Source organism: Mesorhizobium sp. KR2-14 (assembly GCF_040049255.1).
Lineage (GTDB): Bacteria > Pseudomonadota > Alphaproteobacteria > Rhizobiales > Rhizobiaceae > Pseudaminobacter.
In genome coordinates this window covers 180,606-197,688 of the sequence record NZ_JBDZDR010000008.1, presented here as the reverse complement: position 1 = coordinate 197,688, position 17,083 = coordinate 180,606, and the positions used below count along the sequence as shown (strand labels likewise).

At 60.3% G+C, this 17,083-nt stretch carries 13 protein-coding genes; 4 read left to right on the top strand and 9 right to left on the bottom strand.

The window, feature by feature from the left end; genetic code table 11:
* On the top strand, nucleotides 1–428 hold a 428-nt coding region (locus ABLE86_RS19355; RefSeq protein ID WP_348780613.1), incomplete at its 5' end, for a hypothetical protein.
* Between the two features lie 304 nt (nucleotides 429–732).
* On the opposite strand, the gene ABLE86_RS19350 is transcribed toward ABLE86_RS19355, so the two are convergent.
* Nucleotides 733–2,256 carry a CDP-glycerol glycerophosphotransferase family protein gene (locus ABLE86_RS19350; RefSeq protein WP_348780612.1) on the bottom strand — a complete coding sequence of 508 codons (1,524 nt, stop codon included), beginning with the start codon at nucleotides 2,254–2,256 and terminating at the stop codon, nucleotides 733–735.
* Nucleotides 2,257–2,469: 213 nt separating this feature from the next.
* Between ABLE86_RS19350 and ABLE86_RS19345 the strand changes: the two genes are divergently transcribed.
* Nucleotides 2,470–2,871: an adenylyltransferase/cytidyltransferase family protein gene (locus tag ABLE86_RS19345; RefSeq protein ID WP_348780611.1), complete on the top strand. Its 402-nt coding sequence runs from the start codon at nucleotides 2,470–2,472 to the stop codon at nucleotides 2,869–2,871.
* Between the two features lie 121 nt (nucleotides 2,872–2,992).
* Nucleotides 2,993–4,153, top strand: coding sequence for a hypothetical protein (locus ABLE86_RS19340; protein ID WP_348780610.1), 1,161 nt, complete (start codon nucleotides 2,993–2,995; stop codon nucleotides 4,151–4,153).
* A gap of 96 nt (nucleotides 4,154–4,249) precedes the next feature.
* Here the strand turns inward: ABLE86_RS19340 and ABLE86_RS19335 are convergent, their stop codons facing one another.
* The 8 genes from ABLE86_RS19335 to ABLE86_RS19300 form a co-directional block, all read right to left on the bottom strand.
* Complete coding sequence (locus tag ABLE86_RS19335) at nucleotides 4,250–7,678, bottom strand: AAA domain-containing protein (protein WP_348780609.1); 3,429 nt, start codon at nucleotides 7,676–7,678, stop codon at nucleotides 4,250–4,252.
* A 925-nt stretch (nucleotides 7,679–8,603) separates the two neighbouring features.
* Nucleotides 8,604–9,344 carry an SDR family NAD(P)-dependent oxidoreductase gene (locus tag ABLE86_RS19330; protein WP_348780608.1) on the bottom strand — a complete coding sequence of 247 codons (741 nt, stop codon included), beginning with the start codon at nucleotides 9,342–9,344 and terminating at the stop codon, nucleotides 8,604–8,606.
* Complete coding sequence (locus ABLE86_RS19325) at nucleotides 9,341–10,099, bottom strand: SDR family oxidoreductase (RefSeq protein ID WP_348780607.1); 759 nt, start codon at nucleotides 10,097–10,099, stop codon at nucleotides 9,341–9,343. Before ABLE86_RS19325 ends, ABLE86_RS19330 begins: the two co-directional genes overlap by 4 nt.
* Nucleotides 10,096–10,911: a polysaccharide deacetylase gene (locus tag ABLE86_RS19320; RefSeq protein ID WP_348780606.1), complete on the bottom strand. Its 816-nt coding sequence runs from the start codon at nucleotides 10,909–10,911 to the stop codon at nucleotides 10,096–10,098. Before ABLE86_RS19320 ends, ABLE86_RS19325 begins: the two co-directional genes overlap by 4 nt.
* Nucleotides 10,912–10,966: 55 nt before the next feature.
* A complete protein-coding gene (locus ABLE86_RS19315; RefSeq protein WP_348780605.1) occupies nucleotides 10,967–12,562 on the bottom strand; it encodes an ABC transporter substrate-binding protein in 1,596 nt (531 codons plus the stop codon).
* Nucleotides 12,563–12,591: 29 nt separating this feature from the next.
* Complete coding sequence (locus tag ABLE86_RS19310; RefSeq protein ID WP_348780604.1) at nucleotides 12,592–14,220, bottom strand: ABC transporter ATP-binding protein; 1,629 nt, start codon at nucleotides 14,218–14,220, stop codon at nucleotides 12,592–12,594.
* A complete protein-coding gene (locus tag ABLE86_RS19305) occupies nucleotides 14,217–15,062 on the bottom strand; it encodes an ABC transporter permease (RefSeq protein WP_348780603.1) in 846 nt (281 codons plus the stop codon). Before ABLE86_RS19305 ends, ABLE86_RS19310 begins: the two co-directional genes overlap by 4 nt.
* Nucleotides 15,059–16,039: an ABC transporter permease gene (locus tag ABLE86_RS19300; RefSeq protein ID WP_348780602.1), complete on the bottom strand. Its 981-nt coding sequence runs from the start codon at nucleotides 16,037–16,039 to the stop codon at nucleotides 15,059–15,061. Before ABLE86_RS19300 ends, ABLE86_RS19305 begins: the two co-directional genes overlap by 4 nt.
* Nucleotides 16,040–16,294: 255 nt before the next feature.
* On the opposite strand from ABLE86_RS19300, the gene ABLE86_RS19295 reads away from it, so the two are divergent.
* On the top strand, nucleotides 16,295–17,071 hold the full coding sequence (locus ABLE86_RS19295; RefSeq protein WP_348780601.1) for an IclR family transcriptional regulator: 777 nt from the start codon (nucleotides 16,295–16,297) through the stop codon (nucleotides 17,069–17,071).
* Nucleotides 17,072–17,083: the final 12 nt, after the last annotated feature.

Genomic DNA, 17,083 nt, shown 5'->3' with positions numbered 1-17,083 from the left:
ATCGGGTAGACCACGGCCACGTTTTACAAACCCGCCCTCCGCGTAGTAACCCATTGATGTTGCTCATCGGAGGGCGGACAAGGACTAGCGGCGAGGACCCGATATGGATGTCGGGTGCGCCAAAACAGCTAGAGAAAATCAACAAGTTACCAGTTCAGATCAGCAGCGTCTTGCCAATTGCGGATATTCGCGATTTGTCGGCACAATTTCGGCACAGTGCAGAGCAAGGGCGGGTAAACAAAGTTGGCGACGATCAGGCAGAGAAGGGCGTGGGCCAGTGGCACGTCCAGATTCACAAGAAGCGCTTCCCTCCGCAGAGGGGCACCTTCAGGGCGGAGATTGAAGCCAAGGAGCAGGCGACCACGACTGTGGCGGACATGATCCGCGGCGTTCACCTCGACCGGACGGAGCGCAGCGTGAGACTCTGAACGGAAGGAACGCGTGAAACTCTATACCTCTTGACGCTCGACCTCTTCCTTTGGCGTCAGATCGGGTTGGCGCTCAAGGGATCGAGGCCCAGCATGTTTTCGTCCACATCGATCGCAACCGCGGCGAGCAAAACACAGATGCCGATCGAAGCATCAACCCTCAGGGCCGCATTCCCGCCCACCGATGAGGTCTATGCTAAGGCAGAAATGCGGAGCAATTGGCGGCGCGGAAACAACCCCGATCCAGCTTAGCCAAGCCGCCAAGCTGTCTCACCAGGCGGGACCACCTCAAACTGATGTCGGGTCACAGGCTGGAACTTGGTCTCACTGTTTTACCGTCCGTCTCGGGCAATATTTCTTGCGGGCTTTGTGACAAGTGCAAGCGGATATTATCTTCGAAGCGATTGAACGAATCACCGGCGCCCATTGAGTGGCGCCGCACGCCGCTCCTCGCTGATCTTAGGTCATCCCGTGCTTCTATTCGGTCCATGAGCGAGAGAATGGGGTCGGACGGACCTAGGATATAGGCTGCCGTTGAGGACGGGAACTCTTGCGCGAGCTCTTCAGGCTGCAAGCTAGCACCTAGGATGTTGCAAAGAACAATAGGTTTGCTAGTGATAAGGTACTCATTAAGAACTGCTGAAACATCGCAAATCATGAGATCGCTCCAGTTCATCCATTCATGAAGCGATTCCGACGCGTGCAGAAACTTCATTCCGAACTTCTGGCTAAGCTCTGACATTTCTTGAAGCGCAGCGGCGGTCTCCGCGCTCGTGCGGCCGGTGAGGGGGTGCGGTTTGATCGCCACTTCGTATTTACCGCTTGCGGCCAAATCCCTGAGCAGCTTCAACCCTACTGGTCCGACTGAACTGTAGCTGGTGGCCGCAACGCCTCCTTCCCAAGTCGGCGCATATAGTATTTTCTCAATGCGTTCCGTCTGAGGCACGTTAACAAGGAACAACTCAGCTTGCGGGCGTCCGACATGCACTATCTGGCCGTCTCTGATCGGCAAACCGGCCGACCTGAGACGTTGTTCAGCGAGAGGCCCGCCGACGAACAGGTAGTCGTATGCCATCAGCATCTTACTTTGGTTAACGCTTTTGTCCGACTCACCATGATTGATAAAGATGTGGGTCAGCTGATGGTGTCGGAGGGAGTTGACGTTTTTCTCCCGGTTATTCGGGTACAAAACTAGCTCAACTCCACCATTGTAAAAACTCTCGACGTCCCTCCCCTCTCTTACGAAAAAGACTGGTACCGTGGTCTTCTTCATGCCCTCAAAGATGTCCCGGTTTCTCAGGATGATCGCCACAGGCACGGACAAACGTTCTAACACTGGTAGCCACTGGTTCACCTGGTAGTAAACCTCTCTTGGGCCGCTCAGATAAAGCGCGACCTTTGGGCTTGTGCTAGCGAAGTCGTTCTGCGCTGACTTACGCAGCCTTCTCCTCAAGAGAATGTCCTTTAGGTAGATAGCCGCTGGTTTGGCGGAAGCCAGAGCAAGTCCTGCTGATAAGGCAATTGCAAGTATTGGTGAAATTACGCACGCCAGAGGTGCTATCGCACTTAATAACGCCGCCAGGTTAGCGTAACGCCAAAGGGGCGCAACGTCTTGGGAATTCAGTCGTCTCAACGGCACGAGCTTATCGCGCAAATTAGCCCCGTCGAGCAGCACGATCTGTGTACATATGCTAATTAGTGCCACGATAGAAACAAGCCAGGCATCTGCCGGCGATGCAATCGACGCTGCACATGACGCAAGGGCAGTGGCAGATACCACAATCGCCTGATAGGGCCAATGTACTCCGGCCAGAATTTTCTTAATCATCAATTGCACTTGCCCGAAGATTCTAATTCCAACGTGGCTCTCTCACCCGTTATCGGACCGGCGTCAATTCCAATCCGTCTCTCGGTGTGCTGGTTTTGCACCTACCCAGACACAAACGTCACAAAAGTGTCATAATCCGAGGAGCCGGTCTTCCTCTTGTATGTCCGATCTGCCACCTTCCGCCGCGCTGTTTCGGGTTAACGGAGGGTTTGCGTGGCGAAAACGGTCATAACTTTTGGGACGTTTGATGTATTTCACATAGGACATCTGCGCATCCTTGAGCGCGCTAGGGCGCTGGGTGATCGTCTCGTTGTTGGGGTCTCAAGCGACCATCTGAATTTCAAGAAAAAGCAGAAGTATCCCGTATTTTCGGAGCATGATCGTCGGTCGATCGTATCTGCACTCGCATGTGTGGACGAGGTGTTTTCTGAAGAGAGTCTTGAGTGGAAGGGGAAGTACATCAGCACCTACAATGCTGACATACTCGTAATGGGGGATGACTGGGCTGGGCGATTCGACGAATTCAAATCTTTATGCGAAGTGATCTACCTTCCGAGGACAGAGAACATCTCGACTACTGAAATTCTGGCCGCTGTGAGGGCGACTAGTGCGTAGATTGCTTGGGCGGATTTACGTCTATTTGGGAGGACCTCAGCCTGCGCCGATACGGGGCTTTTTCGCAGCCCTTGCGTGGCTAGTTTCGTACGGGCTCAGTTTTGAACCTAATGTTGCGGGCTTGACGGCTAAGCATTTCCGAGAAGACAGGTTCAAAATTGGATTGAGGTTTGTGGCGTGGCTGGTGCAATATAGCTGGCTGAAGAGACAACTGGCCTATGATCCACTTTTTATCTGCACCCTATTTCTTAGTCCGAAAGACGTCGCGGCGTTAGCTGATTTTGTCGGCAGTAACCGTGGGCGTGCCGAGGAACTGACAGCTGCCTCCGATCTCGTGTGCCTATACGCGAACCTGGCCCATGCCGCCCTGCTGGATGGCCGCCGCGAGGAGTATGAGAAATGGCGTGCGCTCCACGCATTGGAAATGGTTGCAGGATTGCCTCTGGCGCAGGCCGAAAAACCAAGACGAACCCGACTTGCGGAGGAGATTGGTCAACAAGCTAGGCACGTCTCAACCTCCGACGCTGATACTGCACTCAAAGACTTTAGTGACGTTTGCAAAGCGCTCGACATCGAGTGGTTTGCTGTCTCAGGCACATTTTTGGGTATCGTGCGAGAAAAGGACTGGCTAGCTCACGACTACGACATTGACGTTGGCATCATGTCAGATCTTTTTACGGCAGACGCGATTGTCGAAGCACTTATTCAAAAAGGGCATTTTTCGGTTCAAAAGTATGACTTACAAGTGCATTTCTTTGGCCCAGATGGCGCAGCAAATGTCGAAGAAGTCCCGGCCTGCCTCAAGCTCATTCATAGGAGCGGGGTGCCGGTGGATGTATTCATCCATTATGTAGAAGGTGACGTTTGTTGGCATGGCAGCTCTATGAACCGGTGGGATAACTCTCGGTTTGATCTGATCAGTTACAGCTTTCGAGGCTTCTCCGTATTGGGGCCTGCGGACCATGATCGGTACCTGACAGAGAATTATGGGCCAGGATGGCGTGTCCCGGTTGTCGAGTTTCACAGTACAGACGGTTCCGGAACTCCCAATCTAGTTCTTGTTCGGAATCTGTTTAGCCTTGGCATCTGTCTTAAGCGTTTGTCATGTGTGGATGAGCCGACCCGTCGTAGGTTGGTGGCAATGATGACAGCGGTGGGTGCCATTTCTGTAGAAGCTGGTCAGTGGGTTTACAATATCCGGTTCTGCGGTGTCGATTTGAACCACGACGTTACGACGTCACTTAATTTTAGGGAAATCTCCGATAGTGCTGCGCCAGCTTAGAGAATTTATTGGAACCGTCGCTATATTTTCGGTGATCGTGCACGTCAGCGATTTCGCGAAGTTGCCCCCGAGGAACTCCCAGTTCGCCAAACTTATTCAACGGGTCGGAGTGCGGGCTTTGAGGCTGGCTTCGAGGGTTTGGATCTCAGGCCCCAAATGCTCGCCGCGATAGACGATCGATGTCTCGTGACGGGCGAATTTGCCGGTCCGGTGGGCGCTAAACCAATTGAATGAGCCGACCGCAAGCAAAGCGTCGTCCACCCATACCATTTTGCTATGAAGCTGTTCGACAGCGTGGAGCCTCGCGCCGATAGGGGTCAAAATCTCGCGGGCTTCCGCGAACATATCTTGGTCGGAGTTGTTGCGGTCGCGGGTTAGATAGGGGTCGGCGTAAATCTCGACCTCGACGCCCCTCGCGCGGGCTGCGGCGATGGCGTCCGTGAATCCGACCCGTTTCATGGTTGCGGTGTTGATCCACGGAGAGACAATGCAAAGCCTGCGCCCGGCATTCGCAAATTCCCGCAGCAGAAAAGCGTCGTGCTCGGCCGCATCGCGCAACGATTCGAGCGTTCGCGTTCCTCGCGACAGATCGGTTCGCGATGGCACATCGAAGGCCATCTCTTTGGAGAGGAAGCGCGCAAGGACGGATCGGGGGCTACCCGGAGGTGCGGAAGCCAGCGTATCCATGTCTCCAAAGACGAGAAAGGCATCTTTCGCGCGCGAGACCGCCACGTTGAGCATGCTGGGCGAGAGATCGATGAAGCCGCCATCAGCATGTTTGGAGTAGACCGGCGAAAAGATGACCACATCGCGCTCGGCTCCCTGCAGTGCATGCACTGTGCCGACAGTCATGCCTTGCCGTCCGACGTCGATGCCAAGAGAAGCGCAGGCGTTGCGGATTTCGCGAACCTGGCGGCCGAAAGGCGTGACGATCCCGATGATGTCTTCCAGGCGCTTGCCGTAACGTGCTTTCAGATTTTCGGCATTGGCGGCGAGCCACGCTGCAATGGTGTGCGCCTCCAGCGGATTGAACCGGCTGCCGCCCGCCGATATCGCCATACCGTCTATATGGAGATAGCCCATCGGACGCAGTAGGCCATCCGCGGCCGAGCCACGCATAGGCTGCAGTGTTCCCTTGTAGCAGAGCTCATTGCAGAAGCCGATGATTTCGTCCAAGCAGCGGCGGTGTTCGAAGAGATAGAGGCCCCGCTCCAGCTCCGGATAAGGGTAGAAGCGGCAGGCTGACTGCGCCAGCCGCATCGTGCTACCGCTGCGCGATGTAAGGCCGACCTTGTCGAGGTCCTGCAAAGCCTCCCGGCCTCCGGCGGGCGGCAAGAGCCCTGCCTCGATCAGGTTGCCGGTATCGACGGCGGCGGCCAGTGCGGAGATGGGCTCGATCTGCTGAATGTCCCCGATCACCAGAGCCCGTTTCGCCAGCGCGAAGGATGGTCCCGCTACCTCAGGCAACACCTGACCTGCCTCATCAACGATCAGAAGATCGATATGATTGAACAGATATTCCGTCCGATAGCTGCCCGAGGCATTGTCCCGGCAGGTCATCTTGCGCGGCAGCGTCGCGAAGGTGGAAACGGCGCATGGCGTCAACATCATCCGGCGAGACCACATGGGTTCGACCATGCTGCGGTCGTTGCCGCCGCGGCCGTTTTTCTGCACCTGCTGGAGTGCAGGCAATGCTTTTTCCATCTCCAGCAGCCAGCGCCCTTCCCAGTAGTGGGTGGCGAGAAGGAAGAGAGGAAAACGCACGGAACGATCGGCAGCGCGGTCGAACGCCAGCAGGTCGGGGCCATCGTGTGAATTTGGCAGAAGAGTCGCCGCTAGCGTGCGCCATGCCTCTTCCCGCAGCCTTTGCTCTGCCATGGCCTGCTCCGCCGAATGGCAAGCTGCCGTGACCGTTTTCGCTCGCGCGGCGGCATCGCTCGCATGCGCCTTCAAACGGGCGTCGATGGCATCGATCCGCTCCACCGCTGCAACTTCATCGGGTGCATGCGCTTCGCGCAAAAATACTCGCGCCCGCAGAACCCGCTTTTTCGCGACCAGCGGCAGGAAACCGAACAGAGAAAGCAGTATCGGCTCAGCCGCAAGCCAGCCCTCCCATTTGTGCAGCAGATCCTCGGCTGCGGCGTTTTCGGCTGTACAACGCTCCTTCGTGTCGCGAAGCCGAGAGATGGCGGCACTCGGATCATCCCCGAGCATTCGCTGGACAGCATGATACGCCGCGCGCCATTTCGCGTCAGCCTCATCGGCCCGAACGAGCACGGTGCTTTCCTCTTGCAAGCGCTCATGCAGCGCATCGATGACCGCCGCCACGTCCGCCAGCTTCAGGTGTGGGAAGGCGTTCCGAGCCGCCTGAAGATACGCTGCGCGGGCGCGGTCCAGATATGCTGGCGTTTCGAGCTTCTGGAAAAAGCGTTCAGTCTGATATTTCTCCGAGGCTTCCTCTTCCCGGCTGGCTGCGGCGAGAAACAGGCCGAAGCTCTTGATGACGGGCAGCCAGCGCCCCGCAAACGGGCCTTTCCCCTGCCCGAAGTCCTTGCCGAAGGCGTCGATGATGTTCGTGACTGCCTGATTGTTGGTGGATGCCGCCACGATTAACGGCGGATTAGCTTGCTCTAGCGCGCCGCGCACCCATTCGCCGGCTATTGCCGACAGGAGCAACGTCGTCTTTCCGGTGCCCGGCGGGCCGTTCACGGCCAGAATATCGCCATCCCGCGCCACAGCCAGATGTGCAAGCACTTCGCGCTGATGATCGGCGACGGGAAACTTGTCGTTGGAATGGCCGAGACGTTCCGCCAGCGGGAAAGGGGGCTGGCGTGCGGGCTCGATGTCGCAGGGAGCCCTGCGTGCAAAATTCGCTAGAAGCGGACTTTCCGGTGCCTCATGGATAAGGGTATCGCTCAGATCGAGGATCTGCTTCACTGTCGCAGCAGCCTCGGTCGCCGGTCGAATCAGCCCATGGCCGACGATCTGGTATTCCGGGTCCGAAGCTGGCCAGCCCCCGCCGACTTCTGCCATCATCTGTTGCCAGTGGTCCCGGTATTGTTGCCAAAGATCCGGATCTTCGTCTGACGGGCTGGGATGGGCCGTCAGGAAGCCGTCGAGATCTGCGACGCGGCCGACCGAGAAGGCGCCACGCGCGAGCGGATCGAGTATGTCCCGTGCAATGACGCTGTGGTTGGGAATGATGCGGCCTTCACGCGTGACCTGTGCTTCAGTCACAACCGGGGTGACTTCGAGTGGCAGGCCATCGCCACGCGGTCTTGTATGGCGGCTTTGCCGACGAGCATGGAGCGGGCGGTAGCTGACCGCAATGCGCCGCACATGCTCCGGCACCTTGTCAAACAGGAAATCGACGGCCTCCTGCCCCAGAATGCCAGTCTCGGCCTCCTCGCGTGACAGGCTGTGAAACTCCTCGAGCATCTTGCTCGTCAGGCAGGCGTCTCCAATCGCACTGTCCGCGACCGCCGATCGCCAGTATTTCAGAATGGCGAGATCTGTCTTAGCCATTACTTATCCAGGGAATGCGTTGCTCTAACTGTTATCTCCCATAGGGTTACCGGGTGTTCAACATTTGCTGTGGATGACATGCCGTCTGCTCTAAAAGATCGCGCCGCAGGTGGGTGCGGGCCAGGTTCCCGTACACGATCTGGGGCCGGAAGCTGTCCGTCCGCTATTGGAATGAAACCGCGACAAGCAGCCATCCCGCTAACAGCTAGGTCATAGCGGCCAGCAGCCAATCAACCAAGTCCACCGACCGACACCAGCGGCGTCTCTCCAGTCATGCGTCCTGCCTCCCATGGTCTACTCTTTCTTCCCAGGCCAGCGCATCGCGAACTCGTCTGCGCCGACGGGCCACGCAAGGCCTACTTTGGCTTATCGAGCGTAGCGGCCGTTAGGCGATGAGACAAAGGCCTCTTCCGCACCGATAAGCCGTTGTCGAAAGCCCGCACCGAAAGCACGGGGTACCCGTCGATAAACGCCATCACCTCCCTGACGATCTTCCTTGCCTCCCGATCGGTTGTCTCCTCCGTGTACCACCAGCTGGCTTGGCCGCTCCCCACATTGCCACGGTGCGACCGCAGAGTCCGCTGCTCCGGTAACCCTGAACGCGGTGATCTTGTCCTTGTGATGCTGGGCGGAAGGATTGTGATCCTTGAAGTGCTGGCGAAGTCGGTAGAGCCGCGCGTGCGATACCACCCGACCACCACGCACGGATCGTGGCCCTCTTTCAGGGCCATCAAGACGATGTCCACGCCGTCGACAAGCTATCCGACCCGTCGTCTCCGAGCTTCTCGATGCGCACCTGTCGATCCAACTCGCTCTTGATCGTCAACAGGAGCCTCCATGATGTTGCGAAGCATCAAACAGGTTGAACTGCTGGAAAATCAATCATCCCCAGCTTCTCACGCATCCGGTTCACCGGCGGTAGCCGTCAGGCATTGACCTTCATGCGGGTCGCGCGCCAGCCGCCGTCGACCCCCAGTACCTCTCCGCTGACGAAAGATGCGTCCTCCGAACAGAGAAATGCCACGGCACCCGCCACCTCGGCCGGCTTTCCGGTGCGGCCGAGCGGCGTACCGTTAAGCATCAGGTCGCGATAGACGGCATCCTGGAGCAGCTTTTGGGTCATCGCCGTTTCTATGAGGCCCGGCGCGATGGCATTCACGCGGATGCCCTTTGGGCCATAGTCCGCGGCCATCTGCTGGGTAAGTCCCACGAGAGCGGCCTTCGATGCCGCATAGGCCGCAATGCCCCGGTAACCGACGACGCCGAAAACGGAGGAGACATGGACGATCGCGCCGACCCCGCGCTGGACCATTCCGGGCAGAACGGCGCGCGAGAGCCGGAAAGCCGCCCCGAGATTGACGTTCAGGATCGTCTCCCAGCTCTCGTCGTCGCTCTCGGCAACCGGGCGCGCGCCGCCGATGCCGGCATTGTTGACGAGCACATCGACAGGTCCCAGTCGCTCGGTGGCGACGGCGATCACCTCATCCGCCGCGGATTTATCCGCCAGATCAACCTGGTGAAACACGCAGTTCACCGAAGCCTGGCTGATTTGCGCGGGGGCGCGGTCCACGGCAAGCACCGCATAACCGTCGCGCAGGAAGCGATCGGCGATCGCTGCGCCGATGCCGGCCGCCGCGCCGGTCACGACCGCCACGCGCGGCCTCATGCGAGCCGCCCTCCGTCGACCGGCAGGCATACGCCGGTGATGTAGGCAGCAGCCGGCGAGGCAAGGAACACGACCGCATCGGCAACCTCGATCGGCTTGCCGAGCCGGCCGAGCGGATGAAGCGCGATCATCGCCTGCCGCTCGGCATCCGGATCGGCCGAGGTCAGCGTGCGATCGAACATTTCGCTGTCGATGGACCCGGGGCAGACCGCGTTTACCCGGATGTTCTCCGAAGCAAGGCTGAGCGCCAGCGAACGGGTCATGGAGATGACGGCCGCCTTGGAAAGCGCATAGACGCCGAGACGCCGCGACCCAAGCATTCCGGCAGTGGACGACAGGTTGACGATGGCGCCCCCGCCACCGGCTTCCTTCATGCGCAGCACCGCCTGCTGGGCACAGGCCAGGCTTCCGCGCAGATTGACGGCAAGAACCCGGTCCACTTCACCGAGATCGCAGCTTTCGAGCGGTCCTGAGGGCCCTGCAATGCCGGCGCTGTTGACCAGCACGTCGCAGCGCTCGATGGCGGCGAAAGCGGCCGACACCGCCTGGCTGTCGCAGACATCGACCTGGTGCGTTCGCACACGGGCGCCGGTCAGCCTCATCGCTTCGGCGCTGCGCTCCAGCCGCTCCTGCGAAATGTCGATCAACTCAAGTGCTGCGCCGCACTCGGCCAGGCGCATCGCCGCGGCAGAACCGAGGCCGGACGAGGCACCGGTCACCACAGCGACTTTGCCGGAGAAGTCCCCTTCCCTCATTGTCCTTCATTCCCCTCCGCCCAAGCGGTGGCCACATCGTGGCCAGTCGCGATCCACACGTCCTGCTTGCTCATGATGTGCTCGATCATCCGGCGCAGCAGCAGCGTGCGCGAGGGCCTGCCAGTGAACTGCGGATGCATGACCAGATTGAACAGGCCACCCCACTCGTGGATCGCGTCGAATTCGTCTCGCCAAACCTGAAAGATATGGTCGTTGGTGAAGAGCGGGCGCGGCGTCTGGACGGCGAACATCATGTAGGGGGCGTCGTCGGTCGACCAATGCCAGGGCAGCTCGACCGGCCCGGCTTCGCCGTTTTCCAGGATGTGCCGATAGGGCATAACATCCGTCATCAGCGAGGAATCATAGAGTAGGCCGTGCTCTTTCAGCAGCGCGATCAGCGTCGGGCTGGTCTCGCCGGCAGGCGAGCGATAGCCGGTCGGCCGGATGCCGGCGACGCGATCGAGCGCCTCCAGCCCCTTCTCGAAGGTCGCGCGCTGCTCGTCGGGCTTGTCGGGGTCGATCCATTCGTGGAGATAGCCGTGATGGCCGATCTCATGGCCGTCGGCCAGGATGGCGTCGATGCGGTCGGTGTATTTCTCGGCTGTCCAGCCCGGCACGAAAAACGTCGCCGGAAGGTCATAGCTCTTGAGCACCTTCAGGATTTCCGGCACGCCGCGGACGGCACCATAGATGCCCTGCGAGAGCACGCCGGGCTTCTTCGCATTGGCGGGATCGCGAGACAGCCACAGCGTCTCGGCGTCGAAATCGAAAGTCAGCATCACTGCGCAACGCGCGCCATTCGGCCATTTCATGTCTCAACTCCAATCAGAAGCTGACCCCGGGGACACCGGGGCCAGCCTGTTTCGGTCAGCTCGCCTTCCTGGCCCGGCGATAGGTTTCGTTCACCCCGATCGCCGACACGACGACGTCCTCGTAACGGGTATCGAGGAGCGTCGGGAAGTCCACCTCGACGAGCCAGGCCATCGGCACATCCTCGGTAAGGATTTTCTGGACTTCGGAATAGGCCTTCTGACGTTCCTCATCGCTGGTCGCACTCGCGCCTTGCTCGAAGAGCTCGTCGACACGCGGATTCGAGTAGCCGGTGCAGTTGGAGTAGGCCACGCCCTTGCGGATGTTGCTTGAGACGAAGAAGCGCGAAACCCCGAGCGCCGGATCGCCGAACTGATAGGGGTAGTTCGACGTCATCTGGAACTCCCAGTTGGCGTAACGCGAGGTCCAGGAAGCCGGATCGGCGGCTTCGATCTCCACCTCGACGCCGATTTGCGCCAGAGACTGCTTCACCACCTCGGCGAAGCGAGCCCAGGTCTCGCCCCAGGGCAGACGCAGAAAGCTGACTCGCGTGCGGACGCCCTTCGCGTCGGGCGTCAGGCCCATCTCGTCGAGCAGAGCCTTGGCCTTTTCGAGATCGTAGTCATAGACCTTGACGTCGCTGTCATGAAAGCGCGTGCGCTCGCTGATCGGTCCCGTCGCAGGTTTGCCAAGGCCGAAGAAGATGGTGTCCGTCATCATCTGCTTGTCGAGAGCGTGGCAGACGGCCTGCCGGAAACGCTTGTCGTTGAACGGCGCCACGCGCGTATTGAACTCGATGCGCGCGACAGGCGCATAGAACTCGTAGCCCTTGGTGGTCAGCTCGACGTGCGGCAGGTCCGCCAGACGCAACACATCGAACATCTCGACATCGAAGAACTGCGCCTGCTGCACCTGCCCCTGTTCGATCGCGACCGCACGCGAACCGGCATCCGGAAGAATCTGGAAGGTGATTTCGTCGAGATGCGGTTCGCCCTCGCCATGATAGTCCGGGTTCTTTTCGAGCCGGATGTAGGTGCCGCGATTCCACTCCGCCAGCTTGAAGGGGCCGGTGCCGACTGGATTGTTGTTGTTCGGATTGGTACGGAAATCCGTACCACGATAGAGATGGGCCGGGATCATCGGAGCGGTCGACATCTCAAAGCCCATCAGGAACGGCGCGAAGGGCTTCTTGAGCACGAAGCGGACCGTATGCTCGTCGAGCGCCTCGATCGTCTCGCAATTGGCGAAGATGCCGCGAGCGCGCGGGTGGACCTCCATCAGGAATTCCTTGGTGGTGAAGACCACGTCGTCCGCGGTGAACGGCTTGCCGTCATGCCACTTGGCATTCCTGACCAGGTTGAAGGTGTAGGTGAGGCCATCCTCGGATACGTCCCAGGACTCCGCCAGGCCGGGGCGAGGCGTGAAATCGAAGTCGAATGTCAGCAGGCTCTCGTAGATCTTGCCGGCCACGGTCTGGGTGGAACCATTCTGGTCGAGGCCGATGAACAGCGTCGGCGGCTCGGGAAAAGCGATGACGTTCATGCGTGCGGGCTCGCCCGCCTGAGCAAACGCGACCCTCGGCATCATGGCAGCCATGACGCCGAGGGAGCCTCCCAGGAGCACCTTGCGCCTGTCTACAACGATTTGGTTCATGCGTATTCTCTCCTCTTAATAGGCCAGGCTCAGGCTATCGGCGCCTGTTCGCCTTTCTGATGCCAGTCGCGGCCCGGCACAGCCGCGATAAGCTTTTGCGTGTAGGGGTCTTGCGGAGACTGGAAGACGGCGGTGGCCTCGCCCTCTTCGACGATCCCGCCCTTGTGCAGCACAATCACCCGGTCGCAGATCTGCGACGCCACGCGAAGGTCGTGGGTGATGAAGAGTATGGCGAGATGGAACTCGTCTCGAACCTCCCGCAGCAGGTCGAGAACCTGGGCCTGGACCGACACGTCCAGCGCCGACACGGCCTCGTCAGCCACGAGAAGGTCCGGTTCCACCGCAAGCGCGCGGGCGATGCCGATGCGCTGCCTCTGGCCTCCCGAGAATTCGTGCGGATAGCGGTCGGCCGCCGAGCGGTCCAGGCCGACGCGGTCGAGCAGCCGCTCCATGCGCTGTCGCGCCTCCACCGGGCTCACGCCGTGCGCGAGCGGCCCTGCGAGGATGCTACGGCCGATCTTGTGCCGTGGATTGAGTGAAGCAAACGGATCCTGGAACACCATCTGGGCCTTCGCCCGGTAGGCTTTCAGGTCCCTGCCCCGGGCCGACGCGATGTCGCGCCCCTGAAAGGCAATGACACCGCCGTCGATGCTGCTGATGCGCAAAATGCACTGGCCGATCGTCGACTTGCCCGATCCGCTCTCGCCGACCAGGCCCAGGGTTTCGCCGCGCGCAATCGTGAAGGAGACATCGTTCACCGCGACAGTCTCGCGAGCGCCTTCGAAGAGTCCGCCTTTGCTGCGGTAAACCTTTCTCAGGCCGCAGACCGAAAGGATTTCTTGCCTTTGCCTGCCCTCCCAGGCCTGCGTCCGGAAACGCGGCACCGCATCGATAAGCGTACGCGTGTAGGGGTGTGCCGGGTTGACGAGAACCTCGCTGGCCTGCCCGATCTCGACGATTTCGCCTCTCCTCATCACCGCGACCCGGTCCGCGATCTCCGCAACCACGCCGAAATCATGGGTGATGAACAGAACGCCCATGCCACGCGAGCGCTGAAGGTCGCGGATCAGCTTCAGGATCTGCGCCTGGGTTGTCACGTCGAGCGCCGTGGTCGGCTCATCGGCAATCAGGATGTCGGGCTCAAGGGCGACCGCCATGGCGATCATCACGCGCTGCCGCTGCCCGCCCGACAGGCGGAACGGATAGCGCTCGGCCAGGGATTCTGGATCGGGCAAGCCTACGGCTTGCAGCAGTTCCAGCATGCGCGGGCGCCGCTGTGCCTTCGGCACGTCATGCGCCTCCAGAACCTCTTCGATCTGTCGGCCGACACGCATGACCGGATTGAGCGACGTCATCGGCTCCTGGAAGATCATGCCGATCCTTGCGCCGCGTAGCTTGCGCATCTCGTCTTCGCCGATCTTCAGCAGGTCGCGCCCACCATAGTGGATTGCGCCCGATTCGACCCGGAGCTGATCGCTCGGCAGCAGGCCCATCACGGCCGAGGCGGTAATGGATTTGCCTGAGCCGGACTCGCCTACGACGCACAGGATCTCACCCGCCTTCAGCTCAAGGCTGATGTCGGTGATCGCGTTTTGCCGGTCGCCCGCGAAGGGCAGCGCGATGGTCAGGTTTTCGACATGGAGAAGGGGCGCGCTCATCCGTGACCTTTTTTTCGCGCAAGGCGCGGGTTGAGAACGTCGTTCAGCGCTTCGCCGACCAGGTTGAGCGCCAGCACCACGAGCAGGATGACCATCCCGGGGAAGAAACTCATCCACCATGCCTGGCGGATAACCGTGCGCGAGGCGCCGATCATATAGCCCCAGCTCATGCGGTTGGGGTCTCCCAGGCCGAGAAAGCTGATCGCGGCTTCGTTGAGGATGGCAGTGGCAACCATCAGCGAAGCCATCGCGATCACCGGAGACATGGTGTTCGGCAGAATCTGCCTGAAGATGATCTGGCGGTTGGACTGGCCCAGCACGACGGCCGCCTTCACGAATTCGCGGCTGCGCAGGCTGGCGAATTCGCTGCGGACAAGCCGCGCGACAGGTGGCCAGCTGACGATGCCGAGCGCCACGATGATGGAGGTGACGGACGGGTTGAAGATCGCAACGAGCAGGAGCGCGAAGATGAAGGTCGGGATCGTCTGGAAAAATTCGGTCACGCGCATCAGCGCATCATCGATCAGTCCGCCGTAATAGCCCGCCAGCGCCCCGAACAAGATGCCAACGCCGAGCGCCACCAGCGTGGAGACGAAGCCCACGATCAGAGAGACCTGTGCACCATGGGCAAGACCAGCGAAGATGTCACGGCCTAGCATGTCGGTGCCGAGCCAGTAGCGCCCGTCCTGGAACGGAGGCAAGAACGGCCGGCTGACCATGTCCCACGGGCTGCGTGGAAAAAGGACCGGCGCCAGAAAGGCGGCCAAGACCACGATCAGGATGACCGAAAGCCCGATGACGGCTTTGGGGTTGGACAGAAAACGCCGGACGTTTGCGTTCATGCTGAAGCTCCGATGCGCGGATCGGCGATGCGATAAATGAGGTCGGTGATGATGTTGAAGACGACCACCATGACCGACGTCACCAGGAAGACGCCCATGAGGACCATGTAGTCACGCTGCAGGAGGGCATCGAAGGCGAGACGCCCGATACCCGGCCAACCGAAAACGGTCTCGGTCAGGATTGCGCCGCCCACCAGTTGACCCGCCTGGATTCCCGCGAGCGTGATGACGGGGAGGATAGCGTTGCGCAGAATATGCCTTCGCACGGTGGCGCGGTGCTTCAGGCCCTTGGCCTTGGCCGTCCGGACGAAATCCATATCGCGCACTTCCAGCATCGATGCACGCGTCATCCGCGCATAGACGGCCATGTAGAAAAGCCCGAGGGTCCCCGCCGGCAGAACGAGATGCCTGGCGACATCGAGGACATGCCCCCAACCGGTGTAGCCCGCGCCGATCGTCTGCATGCCGACGGCCGGGAACCAGCCGAGATGCACCGAAAACAGCAGGATCGACATCAACCCCACCCAGAACAGGGGCGTGGCGTAGAACAGCAGCGACGCAATGGAGATGACGAAGTCGGGCAGCCGGCCGACATTCATCGCCGCTATGACACCGAGCCAGACACCGGCCAGTATCGCGAAGATGAAGGCCGAGACGGTCAGCAGCAGGGTTGCCGGAAGCCGGTCGACGATCAGCTCGGAAACCGCCGTACCTTGACGATAGGAGTAGCCGAGATCGCCCTGCACCACGCCGGCCAGATAAATGCCGGCCTGCTCGTAAAGCGGACGGTCGAGCCCGAACCGCTCCCGCAGCTGCTCCATATATTGAGCATCCGCCGCACCAATCTCGCCAGCCATGACCGCAGCGGGATCGCCCGGCGCCATGCGAATGAGCAGGAAATTGAGCAAGACGATGGCCAGGACAACCCCGACAGCCTTCGCAGCCCTTGAAAAAATGGCGCGCAATGTGTCCTTCATGGCCGGCTCCAGGGGCGAGAAACCGCTTCGGGTTGACCGCCCGGACGCACCCGGCGCGAAGCGCTCGACACAGATAGACGCAACTTCATCAGCCCCTCCCCAGCGCCGGATCGCCAATGCACGTTCAGCATAGGCTTTGCCGCCCCCCAAACGGTCGTATTGCTTATCAATACGACCGTTTCGATTTATATCTTATTTCGTGTTGAAACGCCCGTCAATGCCGCTAAGAATGCGCACACAAGATGAGGAGTGAGCATGTCTGCAAGGGATGACGGGGAAAGTGTGGACGAGCGGCTGTTCCTCCGCTCGGTCGCGCGTGCCTTCCAGGTCCTCGAGGTTTTCGGCAAGGAAGCTCGCCCGCTTTCGCTGCGCGAAATCGCGCAGGCGGCGGGGATCGACAAGAGTGCCGCCCAGCGCATCGCCCAGACGCTGCTGAGCATCGGCTACCTGGAAAAGGCGCCCAACGACGCCGGCCTTTTGCCGGGCAAAGCCCTGCTCGACCGCTCTTTCGACTACCTGCGGATGAATCCGATCGTCGAGCGGGCCGCGCCGGTGCTGACCTCGTTGCGAGAGGCCACGAAGGAACGCGTCGACTTCAGTCTGTTCGACCGCTTCACGATCATCTATGCGCTGCGCCTCCAGAGCAAGCGGGAGACCTTCTTTGCAACGCTCATAGGCCGGCGCATACCCACTTTTTCGTCGGCCGGCGGCAGGGCCTGCCTGGCGCACCTTGACGAAACCGCGGCGCGCGCCATCGTGGAAGGTTCGGACAGAAAGCCGCAGACTTCGAAGACCATCGTCGACCCTGAAACGATCATGGAACGCGTGGCTCAGGCTCGGCTCGATGGCTATGCCTGCGCGCTGGAAGAAAGCCTGATCGGCGAGATTGTCATCGCGGCGGCCGTTACAGACAAAGGCCGGCCCATCGCCGCCGTCCACATTGCCGGCTCTCTCGGCGAATGGAGCGAAGCCGAATTCCGGCGAAAATTCGCCCCCCTCGCAATCGAAGCCGCCCGCGCGCTTTCGGTTTAGGCCAGCGGACGG